Below are 22,456 nucleotides of genomic sequence, written 5' to 3' on the forward strand. Positions count from 1 at the left end.
TCCTCCTGTCTTCTCTCCCGACGGAGAGCGGATGCTCGTGCAGGACGGCCAGCGCCTTCCCAGGCTCCACATCCTAGAGGTGCGGACCGGCCGCCACCTCGAGGCCCTTCGCTCGCTCTCGGACGAAGTGGGGCGCATGATCGCGCTCAGCTGGACCCCCGAGGGCATCCGCGTGGCGTGCCAGCTGCATGGCGGCAGGGCCGCCGTCCTCGAGTACGCCCGCGGCCGTGTGCTCCAGCTGGAGGCGCAGGACGCTCCCTGGGCCGACGAAGGCGCCTTCTCCGCGGATGGTCAGCACGTCGCCATGGTGGATCAGCAGGGCGCCATCCGCGTGTGGAACACCACCCACGGGCGCGTGCTCGGGCGCGCGCGGCCCCTCTCCGGCACCTTCGGTGGGCCGGGCGCCCACAAGGCCGTCGCCATGTCCGCCGATGGCCGGCGCGTGGCCTGGAGCGTCGGGGACATGCGCATCCACATCTGTGACGTCGTCGCGCGCCAGCTCCGCCCCCCGCTCATGGGCCACACCGGCACGGTGGGCCACCTCGCCTTCTCTTCGGATGGCACCCTCCTGGCCTCGGCCGCGCTCCATCACGAGCCGCGCATCCGCATCTGGGACGTGGAGCGGGGCGTGCAACTCCAGGATCTGCCCGCGCTCGGCGCGTCCTCCGAGCCTGGCTACCTCGGCACTCCCTGCTTCGGCTTCGTCGGCCCGGGCGCGCGGCTGGCGTGGCTCGATGGCTCCGCGCTGCGCACCCAGGACCTGGCCACCGGCGCCAGCACCTCGATGCCCGTGGGCGTCGTGCACTCGCTCACCGCCCTGAGCGGCTCCCCGGATGGCGCGCATGTGGTGGTGCGCGAGGGCCATGCGCTGCGCACCTGGAACCTGGCCACCGGTGAAGTCGATCCCGTTCGCGACAGCCACTCCATGCCCGTGCTGAGCGTGGCCGTCTCTCCCGACGGAAAGCTCGCCGCCACCTCCGATGATAGCGGCGCCGTGGGAATCTGGGACCTGTCCTGGGGACAGAGCCTCGGAGTCCTCGAGCTGGCCGCCGCCAAGGACTGTGTGCGCTTCTCTCCGGACGGGCGCTGGCTCGCGGTGGGCACCGTGAAGAGCCATGTCCACCTGTGGTCCTGCGGCGAGGGCCGCGTGGTCCACTCCTTTCCCGCGCACGACGGCCGCCTCAAGGCGGTCGATCGCCTCCAGGCGCTCGTCTTCTCTCCCGACGGCCAGTCGGTGGCCACGTGCCTGCTCGAGGGCGGTAACGTCTCCGTGTGGGCCGTACCGAGCGGCAGGCGTCTGCTCTCCATCGAGACCGGCGCCGCCTCGTACCTCTCCGCGCTGGCCTTCTCTCCGGATGGCCAGCTGCTCACGGTGGCCGCCATGGACGGGACGGTCCTCTTCTTCAACACGTCGGACGGCCGTCTGATCCGCAAGGTCCAGCCGGCGGATTCCTCCGTGCACCGGCTGCGCTTCTTCCCGGATGGGCGGCGCCTGCTCTCCGTCGGCCTCCTGGATACCGACTACCCGGATGACGGACCCGGCCAGCCCATGCTGCAGATCTGGGACGTGGCCACGGGCCAGCTGCTCGCCTCGCGCCGCGCGCGCACGCTCGAGCTGACCCTCTCCCAGGATGGAAGCCAGCTGCTCTACGTCCCCTGGCGCAACCCGGCCCTCTGCGTCGAGGACACGATGACCGGAGAGCAGCCCCGCACGCTCCTGCTCGTGCCCGAGATCGAGTGCCAGGACTTCTCCTCCAAACTGGACGTCTGGGTGACGGGACACCGGGACTGCACGGCGCTCGTCTGGGAGCTCTCCAGGCACGGGCTGGGCCGCGGCCCCGGGTGACGGCGCTGCCCGCTCGGTGGGCTGGCAGCGAGCCCACCGAGCCGTTACGCTCCCCTCCAGGAGGCCTCCGTCATGGCGCACGGACACAGAGCTCGCGGTCCCGTAGGCCGGATTGGTGGCCTCAGCCGCGTCGAGAGCGCCGACGTCATCTCCCGCGTCCGCTCCGCCGAGCGCGTCTCCGGTGCCGCCGTCGTCGACCTGCGCGTGCCGCAGCAGCGCACGTTTGCCGAGGCACTGGAGCGCACCAGCCGTGGCCTCGGCCGCTCGGAGCCGCTGCCCTCGCCCGAGCGCTCCCGCCCGCTCCCTCCGCCCGTGCGCCAGCGCGAGTCCGACTCGCTCGCGCCACCCGAGCGGCTGCCTGACTCCTTCCTCGGCCTGCTCTGGTGGAAGGTGAAGGGCCGTCTTTAGATCAGACACCTCGGCTGCCTGGCGGGGCAACTTCGACCCGGCGTCGGCAGGGTTGGCTCGGTGTGCCTTCCTGCCACCGAGGGATGTCAGGTACAAAACCCGGGCTCGCGCTGGGATGACCGCGCGCGCCTTCTCCTCTCCCACCTCGAGGCCTGTATGGCATCTCTGTCCCTCCCCCTGCGCTGGTGGCTCCAACTCGTGGTGCTCGCGCTGGGCATCTCGGTCGTTGGCTGCGGCGGTGGAGATACTCCCACGCCCATCTTCCCCCAGAAGGAGCTGCCGGACGCGGCCCGCTCGAAGGTGGAGGTGAGCCGCGCCGCCAACGTGACGGCCAACGGCAAGGACTCCGTCACCATCACCGTCACCGTCGTGAAGGAGGACGGCTCGGCGATGGCCGACCGCACGGTGCGGCTGGAGGTGAGCGGCGAGGGCAACACGCTGACGCCCCCCAGCGGCCTGACCAACGCGCAGGGAGTCATGATGGCGACGCTGGTGTCCAGCGGCGTGGGCTCCAAGCGGGTGACGGCCTCGGTGGATGACGATGGCGGCCCGGTGACGCTCACCGCCCGGCCGACGATCGACTTCGTGCCCCCGGTGGCCACGAAGCTGGCCTTCGGCGCCGCGAGCCTCCAGGCCATTGCCGGCGCGCCGGTGGGCCCGATGCTGGAGGTGATCCTCCAGGACGCGGACGGCAACAGGGCCTCCGGCAACACCGGCGCCGTGACGCTGGAGCTGGCCAGCGCCCCCGAGGGAGCGCAGCTCGAGGGCACCCTGACGGTCAACGCCGTGGACGGCGTGGCGCGCTTCACCGACGTCGTCAGCATCAAGAAGGCCGGCGAGGGCTACTCGCTGCGCGCCACCTCCGGCTTGCTCACCGCGGCCACCAGCGCCACCTTCGCCGTGGTGCCCGCGGCGCCCTCCGTGCTGGAGCTGAGCGGTCAGCCCCTCAGCATGCCCGCCGGCGGATCGTTCAGCATGCGGGTGAAGGTGAAGGACGCCTTCTCCAACCTGGCCACCAACTACACGGGCACGCTGCGCTTCAGCTCCACGGATGCCAGCGCGGGGCTGCCGCCGGACACGGCCTTCACCGCCGCGGACGCCGGGGAGAAGGCCTTCACGAACGTGTCCCTCCACCGCGCCGGCAGTCAGCAGCTGACGGTGACGGACTCGGCCAACGCGGCCCTCACCACCTCGGCCACCGTGCAGGTGGTGGCGGGCGCGGCCTCCAGGCTCGCCTTCACCCAGCAGCCCGGCAACCGCTCCGTGCGCGCCGCGCTCGGGCCGGTGGCCGTGGCCATCACCGATGGCTTCGGCAACGTCATCGCCGTCTCCTCGCCCTCCATCACCGTGGCCCTCACCCCGGCCAGCGGGGGGCTCGGCGGGACGACGACGGTGGCCCCCGTGGACGGCGTGGCCACCTTCTCCAACCTGAGCGTCGCCCAGGAGGGCAACGGCTACACCCTGGCCGCCACCGCCGGCTCGCTCACCGGCGCCTCCAGCGCCTCCTTCAATGTCGTGGATGACGTGGCCCCGGCGGTGCCCGTGCTCTCCCAGGGCGCCACCACGGCCAGCTCCATCGTCGTGCGGTGGACCGCCGTGGGCGATGACGGCGACCTGGGCACCGTGACGAGCCAGGAGCTGCGCTACTCCACCTCCAACATCGTCACGGACGCGGACTTCGCCGCCGCCACGCAGGTGACGACGGGCGCGCCCCAGGCGGCCGGCAGCCCGGAGTCCGTCACCCTCTCCGGGCTCACCCCGAGCTCCACCTACTACGTGGCCCTGAAGGTGACGGACAACGTGGGCAACACGGTGCGCTCGGCCACCCTGCCGGTGTCCACCGACAACCCCGTCGTCACCCAGCTCGCCTTCCTCACCCAGCCGGCGGACGGCACCGCGGGCTCCAACCTGGCCCAGGTGCGCCTGGCCCTGCAGGACGCCGACGGCAACACCGTCACCTCGGCCAACTCCGCCGTCACCCTGAGCCTGCTCAACGGCCCTGTGTACACCGCCTCGACGATCGCGGTGAATGGCGTGGCCACCTTCAGCACCCTGCGCGTGGACACCGCGGGCTCGGGCTACCGCTTCCAGGCCTCCTCCGGCTCGCTGCCCACGGTGCAGAGCAACGCGTTCGCCATCCAGCCGGCCCCCGGCGCCAGCCTCGAGCTGGTCGGCCTGTCGCTCCCCCAGACGGCCGGCACACCCGGCACCGTGAAGCTCACCGTGCATGACGCCTTCAACAACGTGGCCACCGGCTACCTGGGCACCGTCCACTTCACCTCCTCGGACGCCCAGGCGGTGCTGCCGGCGGACTACACCTTCTCGGCCACCGACATGGGCACCGCGGAGTTCTCCGTGGAGCTGCGCACCGCGGGCCCGCAGAGCGTCACCGTGTCCGGCACGCAGTCCGTCACCGGGGCCACCCTCCCGTGGGGCATCATCGAGGCGGGCGAGCCGCAGCAGCTCGCCTTCTCCGTGCAGCCGGTGAATGGCTCGGTCCGCACGCCGCTCGCCGAGGTGGCCGTGGTGCTCAAGGACGCCTTCGGCAACAACACCACCGCCTTCAGCCCCACCGTGACGCTGGGGCTGTCCGGCGGCAACCCCACCGCCGCGCTGAGCGGCACGCAGAACGCGGATCCGTCCAATGGCGTGGCCTCCTTCGGAGACCTGTCCATCGACCAGGAGGGCACCGGCTTCCGGCTGGAGGCCATCGCCCCGGGCCTCACCGGAGCCTCGAGCGCCCCCTTCAACATCGTGGACGGCATTGCTCCGGGCGTGGCCATCATCGCCGCGACCGTGACGTCCACCAGCAGCGCCACCGTCACCTGGACGGCGGTGGGCGATGACGCCGACCTGGGCACGGCGGCCAGCTACGACCTGCGCTACGCCTCCGCGGCCATCACCACCGAGGCCCAGTTCGCCGCCGCCACGCGCTTCAACATCCCCCCGCCCAAGGCGACCGGGGAGGCGGAGTCGGCGCTCGTCACCGGCCTGGACCTGAGCTCCGAGGTCTTCTTCGCGCTCAAGGTCATCGACGGCGCGGGCAACGCCAGCGGCCTGTCCAACAGCCCCAAGGTGGGCGGAGACCCGTGCTCGGGCGTGACGTGCACGCCGCCGGCCAACAGCTGCACCGCCAACGGCCGCACGGTGGTGAGCTACACCTCCGCCTGCGTGGACTCCGGCGGGGTGGGCGTGTGCCAGGACACCCCGAGCCCGGTGACGACGTGCCAGTCCTACGAGACGTGCAGCGCCGGGGCCTGCGTGCCGGTGACGGCGGCCAGCCAGGCCGGCCGCATCATCTTCAGCGAGTTCAACACGCTGGGCGCCGAGTACATCGAGCTGCGCAACACCACCAACGCCCCCATCGACGTGCACGGCTTCACCCTGCGCAACCTCGCGGGCGAGGAGGTGGACGTGCGCGCCATCACCGACCCGAACGGCACCGCCGGCACGCCGGTGGAGGTGCCCGCAAATGGCGTGCTCTACGGCATCCCCAACCCCTCCGGAGCCATCCCCGTGGGCACCGGCTTCGTCTACGGCGCGCCCGGCACCACGTGGGCCATGGCCGACAGCGGGGATGCGCTGGCCCTGTATGCCGCTCCGGCGGGCAACCTGGAGGACGCGCTGGACTTCCGCGCCTTCGCCACCGACCCGAACGTGCCGCTGACCGCCGTCCAGTTCGTCGGCTTCGCGGGCAACACCACCCAGCTCGACTCGGACGTCGTCACGGCGGCCGGCAACGACACTGCCATCAACTGGTGCGTGAGCTTCTATGGCCACGGCGTGAGGGGCTCGCGCGTCACCAACACCCTGGGCGCGCTCAACGGCAGCTGCAAGGTGGCCGTCATCAACGAGGCCATCATCGATGGCCCCGGCGCGGATGATCAGAAGACGTTCGTGGAGATCGCCGGCCCGGGTGGCTCCGTCATCGGCGGGGCGAAGATCACCGACGTGGAGGGCACCACGGCTCCGACGGGCGGGCTCAACGCGGATGGCAACCTGGGGACGGGCGAGACGGACGGCGAGTTCGTCATCCCCGCGGGCCGGCGCATCCCCGTGGACGGCATCCTCCTCGTGGCCGACGCCAACGCGGCGGTGACCACCACCCAGGTGCCGGGCTTCACGCCGGGCGTGGACGTGCTGGCCCGGGACATGGACATGGAGGATGGCGGCGGAGACGTCATCCAGCTCGTCTCCGCCTCGGGGACGCTGCTCGACACGCTGGGGCATGACTTGACGAGCGTGAGCTGGACCAACAACACGGCCTACAACGGACTGCCCATGTACGAGACGGCCACGGCGCTGTACACGCCCTTGCCCTCGGCCACCTGGGCGGCGTCCATCGCCCGCTCCCCGCAGAGCACGGACAGCGGCCACAACCGCAACGACTTCCACATCGATCCGAGCCCCACGCCGGGCCAGCCCAACGACGTGGTGAACTTCACGGTGACGGGCATGACTCCGGATGACGGGCCGGCCACGGCGGGCGCTCTCAACATCACGGTCACCGGAACGGACTTCTCGCCCGGCTCCAGCGCCCCCACCCAGTTCGCCAGCCTGTCGGCGACGTTCGGCCAGAACGGCTCGCGGCCCTGCACCGTCGTGTCGTCCACCCAGGCCACCTGCACCGCCGTCTCCAACCGGCTCAACGCCGTGGAGAAGGTGGACGTGACGTTCACCAACTCACCCGTCGTCGGTGTGCCCGACGTGGTGCTGAGCCAGGCCTTCACCTACACGGGCAACGAGAACGAGACGAACAGCGGGAACGAGGCCGACTTCTGCAACCTCCAGAGCCCCGCCAGCATCATCGTCGCGGCGAATTCGGCGTCGCCGGTGATCTACGGGCAGCTCTACGAGGCGGGCATCACCGAGCAGCCGGGACCGCCCGGTGGCTGGATCGCCGAGGTGGGCTACGGCAACGCCAGCACCGACCCGAGGAGCAACAACACCTGGCGCTTCTTCCCGGCGAGCTACAACCCGTCGCACCAGAGCAACAATGACGAGTTCATGGGCACGTTCGTGGCGCCCAGCTACTCGCTGACTACCCCCAACAACTACGCGTTCACGTTCCGCTTCAGCGTCGACAACGGGATGCGGTGGACCTACTGCGACCTGAACGGAGCGGGCACCAACACCGGGCTCACGTTCGAGTCCACCCAGCTCGGGACGATGACCGTCACCCAGTAGCGGGGCGCGAGGCCCGGGAGCCCGGCCGGTGTGCCAGGGCTCCCGGGGAACCGCGAGGACGCCGGCTACTGGTCGTCACACGGGGTGCCCAGGCGGGCCCCCGAGTACACACCCAGCTCGTTGTAGATCATCTGCAGGTTCTCGGTGATGGGGACCGTGCGCAGCTCCATCTTCTTCTTGCCGCCCTCGATCCACATGGGCGCGATGGCGCGGTCCACCACCAGCCGCAGCTCGCCCTTCTTCGTCGAGAAGATCTGCCCCTCCGAGTCGGAGACGATGTCCTTCATCTCCTGGCGCTTGAGGCTGCCCTTGGGGCCCACGTGCACCTGGAAGCGCTTCTCGTCCTCGGGCGCGAAGCCGCGCTCCACCAGGTAGTAGTTGCCGGCGGAGTCGCGCAGCAGCGCGTAGGGCACGAACTTCTGCGGGTTGGGCTCCAGCTTCGCCCCCTTGAGCAGCGCGGTGGCCTTCTCGGGCTCCACGAGGCTGAAGGGGATGGTGCGTGTGCCGCACCGCACCGCGCACGTCTTCTTCTCCGCGTCGTACTCCACCTCCGAGTACACGCGGTAGTCGATGCCGCGGAAGTTCTCGTTGGCCGTCTTGTTGAAGAAGCGCGGCTCCAGGAAGTTCTTTCCGTTCAGCCCCCAGGGCGGCGGGGCCACCTGCACCAGCGTCTTTGCGTCCCCGTAGAAGAGCTGCTCGCCCTTCTTCTCCTCGGGGGCAATCACCACGTAGTGGCCCTTGCCGTCGGTGCAGACGGCGGTCTTCTCCAGGGCGCGCAGCTCTCCCAGGCTCTCTGCCTTGCCCCAGGGGGGCTCGATGGCCCAGGAGGTGCCCGAGAGCAGGGCCAAGGCGGCGGTCATCAGTCGTCGAGCAGACATGTATGAGGCTCCGGCTAGAGGTTCTTCTCGAAGAACCTGGTGGCGTACTCTTCCTGGTTGGCGGCGTCCTGCTGGGTGGTGAAGCTCACCGCGCCCGCCTTGATGTCCAGCTGCATCTCCGGGCCGAACTGGCAGGCCACGGACTTCACCTTGGCGGAGATGACCTTCCTGCTCACGGCCGAGTCACTGCACAGCCGGCGCAGCGCCTCGAGCGGATTGCCGCAGTACGAGGAGATGCTGTACTTCTTGATGACGTCGTCCGAGACGCTCTTCCAGTCGATGATGCCCATCACCTTCGAGCCGCAGGTGTCGTTCATGCTCTTCACCAGCTCGGCGAAGGACTGGTTCTGCTCGCTCTCGCGCTCCTGGCGGTTGAAGGCGGCCATCTTCGACAGCGTGCCGTCCTTGTTCTGCTTCTGGTACTTCTCGTAGAGGTCCTCCGCCTTGAGCTTCTCGGTGCGCTTCTCGTCGAAGGAGACGCGGATGGCGTCGCGGCGGCCGGGCACCCACAGCTCGTAGTTCTTGGAGCCGTAGGCCTCGCGCATGATGACGACGTAGTAGTCCTCACCCTTGTACTGGATGATGTAGTCGGCGCTGCGGCCCTTGTCGTTGTGCACGGCGAGCATCGCCTTGCCGTCGAACTCGGTCTCCGTGCCCTGGGGGTGGACGAGCACCTGCTTCTCGCCCTTGGGGCCCTTGGTGGTGAGCGGGACGAGCGCCACGGACACGCCCTCTCCGCCGGAGTAGACCTTGCCGGAGGTGACGGGGGCTGCCGCGACCGCCAGCGTGCCGGACAGCACGCCCACGGCGATGACCGTTGCCAGGGTGTTTCTCATGTGTGTCCCCCTCCCATTGGGGACCGTGAAGTCACTGGATGAGCGTGACTTCCTACCTTCAGAGGCTGACGTCGTACTTCGAGCAGTAGGCGCGCAGCTTGCTCTTGCCCGCCGCGGACAGGTTGCGCCACTGGGCCCGCGCGTTGGACAGGTCGTGCTGGTGGCAGTAGGCGCGGCCGATCATCAGCGTGGCGGCCTCCGTCTTCTTGACGCGCTGCGCGCGCTGGGCGGCGCGGATGGCGCCCTCGAAGTCTCCCGAGCCCAGCGCGCGCTCGGCCGTCTCCAGCTCCTGGCGCACCGCGTCCGGCAGCACCTCGGGCTTGCCCTTGGGCGTGGACGGCGGCGGCTTGGGCTCCGGAGTGGTGCTCGCCACGGGCGTCGAGGGCGGCGGCGGCTCGACGGCGACGGGGGTGGCGGGCGGCGTGGGCTCGGTCTTCGGAGTCGGCGCGGGCTCGGTCTTCGGAGTCGGCGTGGGCTCCGTCACGGCCACCGGCGGACTCGGGCTGGGCGTCGGGACGGGGCCGGGCGTGCCCATGCCCCGCATCACGACGAGGCCGCCGGCGACGAGCACCAGCGCCACGACGGCGGCGATCAGCGGCGTCTTCGAGCGGGCGGCGGGCTGAGCCGGGGGCACGGGCGCCACGGGAGCGGGTGCGGCGGCCTGCGCGGCGGGGAGCTCGACGTCCGTCGGCCGGCGCGAGGAGGTCTGCGTGGGAGCGTGCGGCGCGGGAGCGGGCTGGGCGGCGGCGGCCTCCTGCTCCGCGGCGCGGAACGCGGCCAGCGTCGAGCCGCGCTCCACGCTGGGCTCGGGCTGCGCGGCGGGAGCCGGGGCCGGCGAGGCCGCGGGGGCCGGGGCCGCCACGCCCGAGCGGGAGGGGACGAAGGTGGCGTCCGTGCCGTCCTCCTCGTTGACGGAGGCATCGCCCTGGCGGATGGCGCCGCGCAGGGGCGTTGGGTCCGGGCCGAGCGCGGCGAGCGCCTGCAGCGGGGTGCCGGTCAGCTCCGCGATGAAGGTGGCCACATCCGCGAAGCGGTCCTTCGGCGCCTTGGCGAGCGCCTTGTCCACCGCCGCCACGGCGCGGGCGGGCAGGTCCGGCACCCGCGAGGCGAGCGACTCGGGCTGCTCGTGGACGACGCGGTACACCACCTCGGCGATGGTGCCTCCGGCGAAGGGTGAGTCCCCGCACAGCATCTCGTAGACGATGCAGCCGAAGGCGAAGATGTCCGAGCGGGCGTCCACATCCTTGTTGCGGCCCATGGCCTGCTCGGGGGCCATGTACCGGGGCGTGCCCATGAGCACGTCCTCCTGGGTCTGCAGCGTCTGCGAGCCCATCAGCTTGGAGATGCCGAAGTCGAGCAGCTTCACCCGCTCGATGAGCATGCCCTCGGACTCGGTGGGCACGAGCACGACGTTGGCGGGCTTCAAGTCGCGGTGCACCACGCCGGCGCGGTGGGCGGCCTGCAGCGCCGAGCCCATCTGCCGGGCGATGGAGAAGGCCTCGCGCAGCGACAGCCGGCCCTTGCGCAGCCGCTGCGCCAGGCTCTCGCCGCGCAGGTACTCCATCACCATGTAGGGGCTGCCATCCTCCAGGCTGTGGAAGTCCAGCACCTCGACGATGTTGGGGTGGCCCAGCTGGGAGGCGATCTCCGCCTCGCGGCGGAAGCGGGCGAACTGCTCCGGGCTCAGGTCCTCGTTGTGGAGCAGCACCTTCACCGCCACCTGCTTTCCGGGCAGGCGCAGGTGCCGCGCCAGGAAGACGGAGCCCATGCCCCCCTTTCCCAGCAAGGAGGTGAGCTCGTACGTATCGCGCAGGATGGTGCCGATACGGATGTCAGCGGCGGGGGAGGGGCTCATGAGGCAGGGGGCGGATCCGCGGGGGGCTCACTAAAGCCGCTTCCGCTGCGACGCGCCAGCATCCCACCATTCATGCACGAGGAGGAGGAATGCTCCCAGGGTGAAAAATTGGGGCTTCGCTGAAGGCCCGCCGCGTGGGCTCAGGCGGCCAGGGGGAACACGCGGGCGAGCAGCTGGGGCTGGTCGCGATCGATGACGTAGTCCCAGCCGTAGTTGTTGTCCCAGTGCGTCTGCCCGTCGACCTGGTAGCGGACGGCGAACTTGAGGCACAGCTCGCGCTGCTCGAGGGGGAAGGTGCACTCCCACAGCTCGTAGTAGCCGTTGAGCGGCTCCACGTAGCGGGCCGGGTACTCGCGGCCATCGTCCAGGTGGATGGCCACCTCCTTCTCGAAGTGGATGTTGCCCACGGCGATGATGAAGCGGGCATGGTTCCACCGTCCCCAGAGGGAGGTGTCGGGCACGGCCTTGGCCTCGAGCAGCTTGACGAGCATGACGCTCCTCCGTGGTGGCTGCCCCGCTTGCCGGGGGACCGCGCGGTGCGGGGCCTGAGGGAGACGCGGTTCCCCGGGTGGGGTGAAGCAATGGCCGGGCCATGCGCCGCCCTTCGAGGCGCGGGGCGTGGGAGCGAAAAAGCTGCGCGCGGGCAGGGGAGGGGCGCGAAGCAATTGCGACGCCGCCCGGGCCCGGAGGGAGCAGCCGAGCGGAGCGGGGTGCTTGACAGGGAGGGCGGCAGACTCGAATCAAGAGGGACCCATGGCGAACATCCTCCACCACGCGACGGAGCCCCCCGGCCCGTGCAGCTACCTGGCTGATCGGCAGGCCTCGCTGGAGCAGAAGGTGATGACGGAGGTGACGGCCGAGGAGTTCGACGAGATGCTGGTGCGGGGGTGGCGGCGCTTCGGGCCCTCGTACTTCCGGCCGGCCTGCCAGACGTGCGCCGAGTGCGAGCCCCTGCGCATCCCCACGGCGACGTTCCGGCCCAACCGGAGCCAGCGGCGGGCGCGGGCGGCATGTGCCCGGCTGCGGGTGGAGGTGAGGGCGCCTCGGGTGGATGCGGAGCGGCTGGCGCTGTACCACGCGTGGCATGCGTGGCGGGAGGAGGCGCGGGAGTGGGCGGCCTCGGATTTGAGTCCGCGCGACTACTTCCTGCAGTTCGCCTTCCCGCACCCATGCGCGCGCGAGGTGGCGTGGTACGACGACGCGGTGGGGGGGCGGCCCCGGCTGGTGGCGGTGGGGCTGTGCGACGAGACGCCCCGGGCGTGGAGCGCGGCGTACTTCTTCTTCCACCCGGACTACGCGCACTGCTCGCCGGGCACGGCGAACGTGGTGAAGCAGGTGGAGCTGGCGCGCGAGCGGGGCATCCCCCACGTGTACCTGGGCTTCCGCGTCCGCCAGTGCGCCTCGCTGCGATACAAGGGGACGTTCCGGCCGCACGAGCTGCTCCAGGGGCGCCCGGCCGCGGACGAGCCGCCGCGCTGGGTGCCGGCCTCGGAGGCCGAGGGCCCTGCTCCCGAGGGCTTCGGGCAGGAGTGAGGGCGTCGTGGGGCGCACTCGTTCGGCGGGGGACATCCAGGCGGCTTGGGTGAGACGGCGGCGCTCGGCCGAGGCAGACTGATGGCATGACAGGCACCTCCGCGCTGCCCTGGTTCGCCTACTCGCTCTCGCTGGCGCCGGACGTGGCGCGCGAGCGGCTCCGGAACATGCCGGTGCTGGCGCTGCCGGACGGGGAGCTGGCCGAGGCGCTGGAGGTGGAGCTCGTCTATGACGCGCCGGCGCCGGACTGGGGCGGGCGGGTGGCGCGGCTGGTGGATGCGCCGGGCCGGCGGGTGCTGGGGCTGCTGCGGCGGATACCGCCCCCGGGGTGGCCGCTGGTGGCGCGGCTGGAGGCCACCCTGTCCCTGGCGGCGGAGGAGCGTCCTGTCCGGGTTCGCACGGCCACCGGCGCCGTGCTCTCCGCGAGGACGTTCACCCCGCCAGCCCCCGGGTACATGCCTCCGGGGCCGGTCAGCGTGGAGTTCCTGGTGGCCCACGCCCGGGCCGCCGAGCGCGCCGCCCTGCCGGCCTCCTACGTGGAGCGGCTCCAAGCCGAGGCCCACCTGGTGCAGACCGTCCAGCGGGCCCAGGCCCAGCGGCCCCGCTGACCTGCTTCAGGCAAGGCCGGTGAGACACCATTCCGAGCGGATGGGAGGTGCCCGTGCCGGGCGAGAGGAGCGCCGACTGGTATGCTTGTCATACCAGTTCGCAACAGGTCCGGCCGACAGGGAGGGCCTGTCCACGAGGAGGGGCCCCAACGGGTGTTCCGCTTCGAGCCCAACCTCTATGAGGGGGTAAACCCTTGTTTTCACGGCCTGTGTCGGTTCCTCCGCAACTTCTCGAAAGTTGGGGAAGATAATTCCATACCTCTGTCCTCCACCCCTGGAAGGAGCCTCGGGAGATCGCATGCAGATCCGCGCGAAGTCGGCCCCTGGCGAGCTCATCCCGACGCTGACGGTGGGCACGACGGTGCCCACGACGGGAGGGAGCTGGAATCGCTCCACGGCCCGAGAGGTCCCCATCTCCGAGCTGCAGCGGAAGTTCGGCTGGGCGGAGGGCAGCTGGCAGGCGGATCTGCTGAAGGCGGCGGACGCGGCGAGCTCCACGGCCAGCCGGAAGGGCAACGGCAGCGTGTCGGCGGCGGAGGTGGCGGGCTACCTCCAGAAGCCGGACGACGCGCGCTTCCTCACCTCCACGGCTCTGCAGCAGGAGCGCTCGGCGCTCGAGCAGCGCCTGACGGGCGGCGCGCGCTCGGTGGCGGTGGATGGGTTCGACAGTGACTGGCAGGACGCGGTGGCGCTGCGCGCGGACCGGATCAGCGGAGATGGGAACGGGAAGCTGTCGCGAGCCGAGCTGGACACGTACTTCCGGGACGTGAAGGGCGGGAAGGTGGAGGAGGCCCGCTGGGTGCCGGATCAGCAGATGGCGATGTTCCAGAGCAAGGTGGCCGAGAGCGCGGGCGAGCTGGATCCGCTGCGGCCGGCCGGCGCGGACGGTGGGGTGTCGCTCCTGAAGGAGTACATGCGGCTGTCGGTGGACGCGGAGAAGAACGTGCCGCGCTTCGTGAGCTACATGCTGTCGGCGGCGGACATCCAGGAGACGCCCGTCGAGGTGAACCGGGACCACAGCAGCTTCCTGAAGGATCCGGAGCTGGGGCGGGACGGGGTGTCGGCGTCGGACTACGACGGGACGAAGCTGGACCGGGGGCACATGAAGCCGGCGGAGGACTCGCCCACGCAGGAGGCGATGGACGAGAGCCACCTGATGAGCAACGTGGCGCCGCAGCACCCGGACCTGAACCGCCAGGCGTGGCGCACGCTGGAGGAGGCGGTGAATGACATGGTGGCCACCACCGGCGGCAAGGCGCACATCCTGACGGGCAACCTGTTCCTGGATGCGCAGGGCAAGCCGCTGCCGGCGGAGGCCATCGACACCATCGGGGCGAACACGCGGCGCGTCGCGCTGCCCACGCACCAGTTCAAGACGGTGCTGCTGGAGCTGCCCAACGGGAACCTGAGCATGTTCGCGTACATGGTGCCGAACATGAAGGATGCGCCGACGAAGAAGGACGCCATCACCCCGTTCCTGGAGGCGTCGCGCACGTCGGTGGACCGCATCGAGGAGCTGCTGGGGCAGGACCTGTACGCGCAGCTGCCGAAGTCGGTGCAGGCCAAGCTGGAGACGGACACGTCGGCGCGGATGGCGTTCCGGGATGCCAGCCAGTACGAGTCGGCCTCGCTGCTGTGGCGGCGGGAGCACGCGCGCCCTTCGTAGCCCGGTGCATATATAAGGAGGGGAGGCCATGGCCTCTGCTCCTTCCGCCGCTGCTTCCACCTCCCGCGCCACGGCGATCGGCGCGGTGGCCATCCTCCTCTGGGCCAGCCTGGCGCTCCTGGCGACCTGGACGGGGAGCATTCCTCCCTTCGAGATTGTCGCCATCACCTTCGGCATCGCCTTCGTGCTGTCGCTGGGCAAGTGGCTGCTGCTGCGCGAGGGCATCGCCGGGCACCTGCGCCAGCGGCCGGGGGTGTGGCTGATCGGCGTGGGCGGGCTGTTCGGCTACCACTTCTTCTACTTCATGGCGCTGAAGACGGCGCCGCCGGTGGAGGCCAACCTCATCAACTACCTGTGGCCGCTGTGCATCGTGCTCTTCTCGGCGCTGCTGCCCGGGGAGCGGCTGCGGTGGTGGCACACGGCGGGGGCGGTGCTGGGGCTGTGTGGCTCGCTGCTGCTGGTGACGGGGGGCGGGAGCCTGGCCTTCCGCGTCGAGTATGCGGTGGGCTATGCCTCCGCGTTCGCCTGTGCCGTGACGTGGGGGGCGTACTCGGTGCTCTCGCGGCGCCTGGGCTCTGTGCCCACGGACACGGTGGGTGGCTTCTGCGGCGCCACGGCGGTGCTCGCCGCGCTCTGCCACCTGGCGTTCGAGCGCACCGTCGTGCCGAGCCCGACGGAGTGGGGCATCCTGCTGCTCATGGGCGCGGGGCCGGTGGGGCTCGCCTTCTTCGTCTGGGACGTGGGCATGAAGCGCGGGAACATCAAGGCGCTGGGAGGGCTCTCCTACGCCACGCCGCTGCTGTCCACGCTGCTGCTCATCCTGGCGGGGCGAGCGCGCCCGAGCTTCGAGCTGGCGGTGGCCTGTCTGTTCATCGTGGGCGGAGCGGCGCTCGCCTCGAGGGACCTGTGGGCGCGCAAGGCGCTCGCGGCTTCGTGAGGCGCCGTCAGTAGGAGATCGCGACACCGCGGCGGAGGAAGTGGGCGTCCTCGACCTGCTGGACCATGAAGTGGGCCAGGTCCGCGCGGGAGATGCGCGCCATGGCCTTGATGGAGATGTCCTCGCCGACGCGCCAGAGCCCCTGAGGCTTTCCCCGGGTGAGCCGCGGCGGCCGGACGAGGGTCCAGTCGAGTCCGCTGCCCTGGATGAGCTGCTCCTGGCGTTGCCGGTCCTGAAGGGCGCTGCCCTGCGCCATGCGCATCTCCCGGTACAGCCAGCCGAGGCACTTCTCGGGATGGCCGATCAGCGCGCCGGTGATGCACACCAGGCGCCGGACGCCCTGGGCTTCCATGGCGCTGACGAGGTTCTGGGTGCCCTCGGAGCACAGCGTGGGCGGTGAGTCCCGGCCGGGACCGAGCGCGCACAGCACGGCCTCCTTCCCGGCGACGGCGCGTGAGACGGCGGCGCGGTCGAGCACATCGCCCTGCACCACGGAGACCCGCGACTGGAGCTCCCCGAGCACCTCGGGCCGTCGAGCGAGCACCGTGACGGCGAAGCCGCGTGCGAGCGCCTGCTCGACGATGAGGAGGCCCGTGCGACCCGTGGCACCAATGACCAGCACCTGTTTGCTCAATGCTGTTCCTCCGCGCGGGACCGTACCACCCGCCGTTCACTTCCGTGGCGCGGAGTCCTTGCATGGCTGAGGGGCCACGGCCCACCGTGTGCTAGATAGCAGTGTCAGCTGAACGGACGCCTCAGAGGAGGAGGAAGGCTGAACGTGACGACACCTGTCCTCCGTGCAAGTGAGGTTCGCCGGTGCGTCCTGCTCCTCCTACTACTCCCTTGGGTGGGCCTGTTCGGCTGCCGTGACGCGCTGGGTGTGTCCTTGCGTGCCCTCGACATCCATGGCCTGCCAGTCGATATAGGCAACACCTGGGCCGGGCTCGATGCGCGACTGCGGCCCTTCAAGGTCCGGGTCATTGTGGCGGGGATTCTCGTGCTCGAGACGAGGTCGAACCAGGAGGCGGCTTCGTACGTGGGGGACCTCGGCAGGGTCGTGGCGAACTACGCTCCCATCGTCACCCGCTTCCTCTGGCAGAAGCTGGACAAGCCCAACCCCGAGTTCCAGAAGGTCTACAACGACTTCGCCAGCCAGGAAGACCTCCTGGGAGACATTGACTCCTACAGCGTGCCGTTGGATGCCCCTGGAGGGGGGCGCAAACGCTGCTCGACCTTCATGGCGCACGTGAAGCTGTTGCTGCCCGCAACCAGTGAGGCGTTCAACAAGGAGGTATTCGTCGCCTCCCAGTGCGTCCTGGCTGGAGACAAGAAGATCCCCGCGTTGCTGGAGCTATACGAGCAGCCGGACGTCTCGCTCGATCGTCCCAGGGCCGTGATCTTCTCCGAGGTCATCAAGGTGATGCTCGATGCCTTCACGAGCTGGTGCCAGAAGAGGGCCCGGAGCGAGTGAGTCCCATGAACAGGCCCCGCTGCGACGTGCTGATTGTCACCGCGCTCAAGGAGGAGCTCGATGCCCTCCTGGCGCTCGAGCTCGACGGTCAGGGCCGAAGTGGCTGGCAGGATGCGCACGACCAGAGCGGTTTTCCCTTCCACTTCCGAGAGGTAACCAGTGCTCACCGCGGCAGGTTTCGTGTGGCGGCAGCCTGGACCGGCGGGATGGGGGAGACCGCGGCGGCCACGCGTGCGCAGGCGCTGGTGCGAGAGCTCGACCCGACCTGCCTCGCGATGTGCGGCATCTGCGCGGGTCGTCGCGAAGAGGTGTTCCTAGGGGATGTCATCGTCGCGGAGCGCGTCTACAGCTACGGCCAGGGCAAGGTCATCGCGGCCCGGAACGATCACCCCGAGGAGTCTCTTCAGGACTTCGCCTCCTACAACCTCGATGCGACATGGAAGGTGGAGGCGACCTACTTCGCGGAGGAGTTCCAGCGCAGAGCGCTGGCCGTACAGCGTCCGCCCTCCCGGTCCGCGCAGCGGCGGTGGCTCCTCCGGGCGATCCACGCCTGCGAGCAGCAGGCCGGGCCTGCACCTCAGAAGCACGCTGAGCGTGACAGCTGGTGCCCTGACTGGGCCCGGAGCATCCAGGAGCTGAGGAAGGAGGGGCTCATTGAGGACATCCCTGGCGAGCTGAAGCTCACTGGCAAGGGACGAGCCCTGGTTGAGGAGGAACTGCTGCTCGATCCCGATGGGAAAGGCCAGAGCGACCCTCCTTTCCGTGTGCACGTGGGGCCGTTGGTCACGGGCCATGCGGTTCGCGAGGATCCCGAGCTGTTCCAGCGGCTGAGACGGGATGTGCGCAAGGTGCTCGGAATGGAGATGGAGGCGGCGGCTATCGGGTTCGTTGCTCAGCAGAGCCACCGTCACCTGCTCATCGTGAAGGCGGTCTCGGACTACGCCGACCACGACAAGGACGATGCCTTCCGCGGCTTCGCATGCCATGCCTCGGCGGCGTTCCTGCTCGCGTTCCTTTCCAGGAACCTGCGCCCGGAGAGGAACTCCCGGGCGCCACGCCCTGGCGAGGAGCCCTCCCCCATGTTCGAGCCAGGGCAGGAGAGTGAGGAAGAGCGCCGCCGCGAGTTCCTCGCCCAAGTCGAGCAGGCATGCAGGCTCCACCACGCCGCGGGGACGAGGATCGAGCGTCGCCCCGGGCCTCTTCCCTTCGGGGAGTACCTCGAAGTCTCCGCCCAGGATGGACGCTTCATCCGGCTCTTTCCTGTGGCCGCGCTCGATCAGCCAGTCACGGAGGAGATCCTCCAGTCCTTCGTCGACCACATTCATGCCGACTACAAGCGGCGGAACCCGGCCGTCATCTCGACGCTTGTCCACACGGGGAGCGCGGCACCCGTGGAACTGGCGGGGAGGGCCCACGAGCAGCAGGTGCGGCTGCAGAGCTTCGCGGAGTACCAGGGACTCTTCGACTTCACCCCTTACCTCCAACGGCAGACGGCCCGGCTTGGGAGCGACCCCGTCTATCCTCCCCTGCTCTACGTGGAGCAGCGCGCGCGGGTGAGTGTCGGCGGACAGGAACTGGACCCAACGGAGGACGTGCTGAATTTGCTCCAGGAACTGCTCGACTCGCCGCAGCCGCGCTTTGCGCTCGTGCTGGGGGACTTCGGGACGGGAAAGACCTTCGTGCTCCATGAGCTGGCGCGGCGGATGGCGGCGGAGCGCACGTCGCTCGTGCCAGTCCTTATCGAGATGAGGAGCCTTCAGAAGCACCAGTCCCTCAAGGCGCTCATCGCCCAGCACTTCGCGGCGGCGGACATCGGACGGCTGGAGACCGATCAGTTCCTCTACATGCTGCGGGAGGGCCGCATCGCGCTGCTGTTCGATGGCTTCGACGAGCTGGCGCTCCGGGTAACCTATGAGCGGGTGATGGAGCACTTCGGGACGCTCGTGGAGGCAGCCCAGGGCCGCGCCAAGGTCATCATCACCAGTCGGACTCAGCACTTCCTGACGGACAACGACGTGAAACGGGAGCTGGCGCAGCGGGCCGAGGCGCTGCCCGGCTACCGGCTCATCAAGCTGGAGCCCTTCAACGAAGAGCAGATCCGCCACTTCCTGGTGAAGCGGCTCGGAAGCGAGACCGCCGCCGCCGAGCGACTGGCGCTCCTGCACGACGTGAAGGATCTGCGTGGGCTGTCGGCGAACCCTCGCCTCCTGAGCTTCATCGCCGAACTCGAACCGACGGAGCTTCAGGAAGCGAGGGAGGGATCCGGGAGCATCACCTCCGCCCGGCTCTACGAGCTGCTGATCCGCCGGTGGCTGAAAGGAGAGCACGAGCGCGTCAACCCACCGGGAGCTCCCAAGGGCCTCAGCCTTCGTCAGCTCTGGAACGCCGCGACGGACCTGGCCCTGCGGCTGTGGGAGCGGACGGAGCGGACCGTCGAGATGCGCGAGCTGCCAGAGGGGCTCCTCCAGGCGGTGAATGCGGGCGGCGAGCATGTGCTGGACGCGGAGGTGATCCGGCACCAACTTGGCTCGGGCACGCTACTGGTTCGTGACGAGGAGGGGCGCTTCTCGTTCGTCCACCAGTCCGTGCTGGAGTGGCTGGTGGCGCGGAAGGCCGCCCAGGAGATCCAGGCGAGCCAGAGCGCCGCAAGCCTCGAGCAGCGTGCCATGAGCGACCTGATGGCGGACTTCTTCATCGACCTCGCAGGGCCCGAGAGAGCGTGCAACTGGGCCATGGCGGAGGCCGCCAGCCCTCGCAACGATGCCGCGAAGAAGAACGCGATCCGGGTGCTCCGAAGGCTTCGCGAGACACGGAAATCCCTGGGGGCCTCGACGGACCTGGGCGCCAGGAAGGACTTCCAGGGCAGCGATCTGCGCGGCCAGAACATGTCCAGGGTCGACCTTCGCGGGGCTCGGCTGGAGGGAGCGAACCTCTCGGGTTCCACCCTCGTCGAGGCCAACCTGTCAGAGGCCCATCTGAACGAGGCTCAGCTGGGGCGAGCCAACCTGGAGCGGGCGGCGCTGGTCGGGGCAGATCTGTCGAAGGCGGATCTGTCTGGTGCGCGCCTGCTCGGGGCGGATCTGTCGGGCGCGAAGCTCGCGGGGGCGAAGCTGCGAGGGGCCATGCTCGTCGGGGCCCGCGTGGACGCCCAACTCGCCTCCTGCGATGTCTTCGGCGCGGCCATGCCGCACCCTCAGGAACTCATTCCTACCATCATGTCGTCCTCGGTGGCCTACGCTGTGGCCTTCAGCCCCACCGATCCCATCCTTGCCACCGGTCACTCCGACGGCACGGTCCGCTTGTGGGACACCCACACGGGGGCTGCCTTGCGCGTGCTGCCGGCTCATGAGGGCGCTGTCCTGGGACTGGCCTTCAGCCCTGACGGGTTACTCCTGGCCTCGGCTTCGGGCGACACCGATGTGTTCCTCTGGGAGGTGAGAAGCGCAAGGCTCCTGCGTGTTCTCGTGGGCCACGTGGACTACATCAGGAGTGTCGCGTTCAGCCCGGACGGCACCCTCGTGGCTTCCGGCTCCGATGATCGAACGGTCCTTGTCTGGAGTGTCGCGACGGGGCAGCTCCACTACACGCTGACCGGTCACTCCGCTGACGTCATGAGCATCGCGTTCAGCCCGGATGGAGCGGTGCTGGCGTCGGGCTCGGTGGACGCAAGCATCATCCTCTACGACTTACCATCCGAGCGGGTCCTCAACACGCTGCTGGCCCACTCCTTGGGAGTGCTGAGCATCGCGTTCAGCCCGGACGGGAGCCTCCTGGCGTCGGGCTCCGCGGATGAGACCGTGGCTCTCTGGGATGTTCGGGAAGGCAGGACGCTCAACATGCTTCCTGGGCATGTGGAGGGAGCGGTGAGCCTGGCCTTCAGTCCGAACGGTGCCACGCTCGCGGTCGGATGCGGTGACGGGAGCATCATCCTTTGGCAGGTCGGTCAGCGACAGATCCTCCGAGTCTTGAAGGGCAGTGGGAGAGGCGAGGTGGCCGTCGCCGTCAGCCCCGACAGTACGCTGCTGGCCTCGGCCTTCTCCAATGGCGTGATCCGCCTGCAGGACTTCATCCAGGGGCAGTCCACCCGCTTCCTTGTAAGCCCGGTGCTGCACATTCGTCGGGCCGCGATGAGCCCGGATGGCGCGATGCTGGCGGCCGGCTGCGGCGACGGGACCTTGTGCCTCTGGAACGTCACCCAAGGGCGGCTGGAGAGGGTGCTCTCCCGCCAGTCGGATTCGATCGTCAGCCTTGCGTTCGACCCACGGGGGCGGATGCTTGCCTCGGCGGGGCCGGAGGGCCAGGTTGTCATCCGGAGCCTGGAGCCGGAGCGGATCGTCGGACGCTATCGGAACCCTTCACGTGGCTCGGTCTGCCTCGCCTTCAGCCCGGACGGGTTGCTCCTGGCCGTGGGTTCGGCAGAGGGAAACATCACGCTCTGGCGCGTCGAGGATGCAGAGCGCGTGAACGTCCTCAAGGGGCACTCGGGGAACATCCTCAGCGTGGCGTTCAACCCGGATGGAACCCGGCTGGTCTCGGGTTCGGTCGATCGCACGCTCATCGTGTGGAGCCTGCCAGAGGGCAAGGCGCTCCAGACGCTTCGCCACCATCAGAATGACGTGCTGAGCGTTGCGTTCAGCCCGGATGGGGCTCGGCTGGCTTCGGGCTCGGCTGACAAGAGCGTTGCGATCTGGAAGCTCGGTGAGGAGACGCCTGAGCGGGTCTTCGAGGATGCGTCGAAGGGTGTCCTCGACGTCGCGTTCAGCCCGGACGGGCGACACATCGCCTACGCTGGACGATCGGTCATCTTGCGGCGGGTGGATGGTGAAGAGCCGGTCCTCTCCCTGGGAGACCGCACGGAGCGTGTCCTGAGCCTGGGGTTCAGCCCGGACGGGACGATGCTCTTCTCCACCTCGACGGACAACGCGCTGAATCTCTTCGACGCTGAGACGGGCGGGCGCATCGCCACCTTCCTCAAGCGCCCCGAGGGGTGGGCCGTCTTCCGTCCCGATGGGCGCTTCAAGATGGTGGGCAACCTGAATGGCACTTTCTGGCATGCCGTGGGGCTCTGCCGCTTCGAGCCCGGCGAACTTGATGCCTACCTCTCCGAGCCACTGCGCCTCCCCGATGACGCACCCCTCGTGCTTCCACGAGCGAGAGGTACTTGAGCTACGCGGACTCGGTTCGCGGTGGTGGGGAAGTGCGGATTCTCGAGCTGGGTCGAGGAACGCAGG

Annotated in this window: 14 protein-coding genes; 9 read left to right on the forward strand and 5 right to left on the reverse strand. The window is 69.6% G+C overall.

The genetic code is table 11. From position 1 onward, the window contains the following. Positions 1 to 31 precede the first annotated feature (31 nt). The 3 genes from KY572_RS03420 (at position 32) to KY572_RS03430 (ending at position 7,441) form a co-directional block, all read left to right on the forward strand. The gene (locus tag KY572_RS03420; protein ID WP_224240686.1) at positions 32 to 1,846 is read left to right on the forward strand and encodes a WD40 repeat domain-containing protein; all 1,815 of its coding nucleotides are present in this window, start codon (positions 32 to 34) and stop codon (positions 1,844 to 1,846) included. Between the two features lie 72 nt (positions 1,847 to 1,918). Then, positions 1,919 to 2,254 (forward strand): hypothetical protein, encoded by a 336-nt coding sequence (locus KY572_RS03425; protein WP_224240687.1) that lies wholly within the window; start codon positions 1,919 to 1,921, stop codon positions 2,252 to 2,254. A 156-nt stretch (positions 2,255 to 2,410) separates the two neighbouring features. After that, entirely contained in the window at positions 2,411 to 7,441 is a 5,031-nt protein-coding gene (locus KY572_RS03430) for an Ig-like domain-containing protein (RefSeq protein ID WP_224240688.1), read from the forward strand. A 65-nt stretch (positions 7,442 to 7,506) separates the two neighbouring features. On the opposite strand, the gene KY572_RS03435 is transcribed toward KY572_RS03430, so the two are convergent. From KY572_RS03435 to KY572_RS03450, 4 genes are all read right to left on the reverse strand, one after another. Further along, entirely contained in the window at positions 7,507 to 8,319 is an 813-nt protein-coding gene (locus KY572_RS03435; RefSeq protein ID WP_224240689.1) for a hypothetical protein, read from the reverse strand. Positions 8,320 to 8,333: 14 nt separating this feature from the next. Beyond that, the gene (locus tag KY572_RS03440; protein ID WP_224240690.1) at positions 8,334 to 9,155 is read right to left on the reverse strand and encodes a hypothetical protein; all 822 of its coding nucleotides are present in this window, start codon (positions 9,153 to 9,155) and stop codon (positions 8,334 to 8,336) included. Positions 9,156 to 9,213: 58 nt separating this feature from the next. Continuing rightward, on the reverse strand, positions 9,214 to 11,010 hold the full coding sequence (locus tag KY572_RS03445; protein ID WP_224240691.1) for a serine/threonine-protein kinase: 1,797 nt from the start codon (positions 11,008 to 11,010) through the stop codon (positions 9,214 to 9,216). A 140-nt stretch (positions 11,011 to 11,150) separates the two neighbouring features. Further along, entirely contained in the window at positions 11,151 to 11,501 is a 351-nt protein-coding gene (locus tag KY572_RS03450; RefSeq protein WP_224240692.1) for a carbohydrate-binding protein, read from the reverse strand. 262 nt (positions 11,502 to 11,763) lie between these two features. On the opposite strand from KY572_RS03450, the gene KY572_RS03455 reads away from it, so the two are divergent. The 4 genes from KY572_RS03455 to yddG all read left to right on the forward strand — a co-directional run bounded on the left by KY572_RS03455 (position 11,764) and on the right by yddG (position 15,754). Beyond that, positions 11,764 to 12,543: a GNAT family N-acetyltransferase gene (locus tag KY572_RS03455; protein ID WP_224240693.1), complete on the forward strand. Its 780-nt coding sequence runs from the start codon at positions 11,764 to 11,766 to the stop codon at positions 12,541 to 12,543. 86 nt (positions 12,544 to 12,629) lie between these two features. Further along, positions 12,630 to 13,151: a gamma-glutamylcyclotransferase gene (locus KY572_RS03460; protein ID WP_224240694.1), complete on the forward strand. Its 522-nt coding sequence runs from the start codon at positions 12,630 to 12,632 to the stop codon at positions 13,149 to 13,151. A 298-nt stretch (positions 13,152 to 13,449) separates the two neighbouring features. After that, entirely contained in the window at positions 13,450 to 14,817 is a 1,368-nt protein-coding gene (locus KY572_RS03465) for a DNA/RNA non-specific endonuclease (RefSeq protein ID WP_224240695.1), read from the forward strand. 28 nt (positions 14,818 to 14,845) lie between these two features. After that, the gene (gene yddG / locus KY572_RS03470; protein WP_224240696.1) at positions 14,846 to 15,754 is read left to right on the forward strand and encodes an aromatic amino acid exporter YddG; all 909 of its coding nucleotides are present in this window, start codon (positions 14,846 to 14,848) and stop codon (positions 15,752 to 15,754) included. 7 nt (positions 15,755 to 15,761) lie between these two features. Here yddG and KY572_RS03475 read toward each other — a convergent pair whose 3' ends face one another. Then, positions 15,762 to 16,388, reverse strand: a complete 627-nt coding sequence (locus KY572_RS03475) for an NAD(P)-dependent oxidoreductase (RefSeq protein ID WP_224240697.1) — start codon at positions 16,386 to 16,388, stop codon at positions 15,762 to 15,764. A gap of 252 nt (positions 16,389 to 16,640) precedes the next feature. Between KY572_RS03475 and KY572_RS03480 the strand changes: the two genes are divergently transcribed. Both KY572_RS03480 and KY572_RS03485 read left to right on the forward strand, forming a co-directional pair. Further along, positions 16,641 to 17,225 carry a hypothetical protein gene (locus tag KY572_RS03480; protein WP_224240698.1) on the forward strand — a complete coding sequence of 195 codons (585 nt, stop codon included), beginning with the start codon at positions 16,641 to 16,643 and terminating at the stop codon, positions 17,223 to 17,225. A 5-nt stretch (positions 17,226 to 17,230) separates the two neighbouring features. Beyond that, positions 17,231 to 22,390, forward strand: a complete 5,160-nt coding sequence (locus KY572_RS03485; RefSeq protein WP_224240699.1) for a WD40 domain-containing protein — start codon at positions 17,231 to 17,233, stop codon at positions 22,388 to 22,390. Positions 22,391 to 22,456 lie beyond the last annotated feature (66 nt).

Origin of the sequence: Hyalangium gracile (assembly GCF_020103725.1) — a bacterium.
GTDB classification, from domain to species: Bacteria; Myxococcota; Myxococcia; order Myxococcales; family Myxococcaceae; genus Hyalangium; species Hyalangium gracile.

Coding starts and splice junctions, on each gene's coding strand:
- KY572_RS03420 (WP_224240686.1), top strand. CDS start 32: ATGCTCGTGCAGGACGGCCAGCGCCTTCCCAGGCTCCACATCCTAGAG.
- KY572_RS03425 (WP_224240687.1), top strand. CDS start 1,919: ATGGCGCACGGACACAGAGCTCGCGGTCCCGTAGGCCGGATTGGTGGC.
- KY572_RS03430 (WP_224240688.1), top strand. CDS start 2,411: ATGGCATCTCTGTCCCTCCCCCTGCGCTGGTGGCTCCAACTCGTGGTG.
- KY572_RS03435 (WP_224240689.1), bottom strand. CDS start 8,319: ATGTCTGCTCGACGACTGATGACCGCCGCCTTGGCCCTGCTCTCGGGC.
- KY572_RS03440 (WP_224240690.1), bottom strand. CDS start 9,155: ATGAGAAACACCCTGGCAACGGTCATCGCCGTGGGCGTGCTGTCCGGC.
- KY572_RS03445 (WP_224240691.1), bottom strand. CDS start 11,010: ATGAGCCCCTCCCCCGCCGCTGACATCCGTATCGGCACCATCCTGCGC.
- KY572_RS03450 (WP_224240692.1), bottom strand. CDS start 11,501: ATGCTCGTCAAGCTGCTCGAGGCCAAGGCCGTGCCCGACACCTCCCTC.
- KY572_RS03455 (WP_224240693.1), top strand. CDS start 11,764: ATGGCGAACATCCTCCACCACGCGACGGAGCCCCCCGGCCCGTGCAGC.
- KY572_RS03460 (WP_224240694.1), top strand. CDS start 12,630: ATGACAGGCACCTCCGCGCTGCCCTGGTTCGCCTACTCGCTCTCGCTG.
- KY572_RS03465 (WP_224240695.1), top strand. CDS start 13,450: ATGCAGATCCGCGCGAAGTCGGCCCCTGGCGAGCTCATCCCGACGCTG.
- yddG (WP_224240696.1), top strand. CDS start 14,846: ATGGCCTCTGCTCCTTCCGCCGCTGCTTCCACCTCCCGCGCCACGGCG.
- KY572_RS03485 (WP_224240699.1), top strand. CDS start 17,231: ATGAACAGGCCCCGCTGCGACGTGCTGATTGTCACCGCGCTCAAGGAG.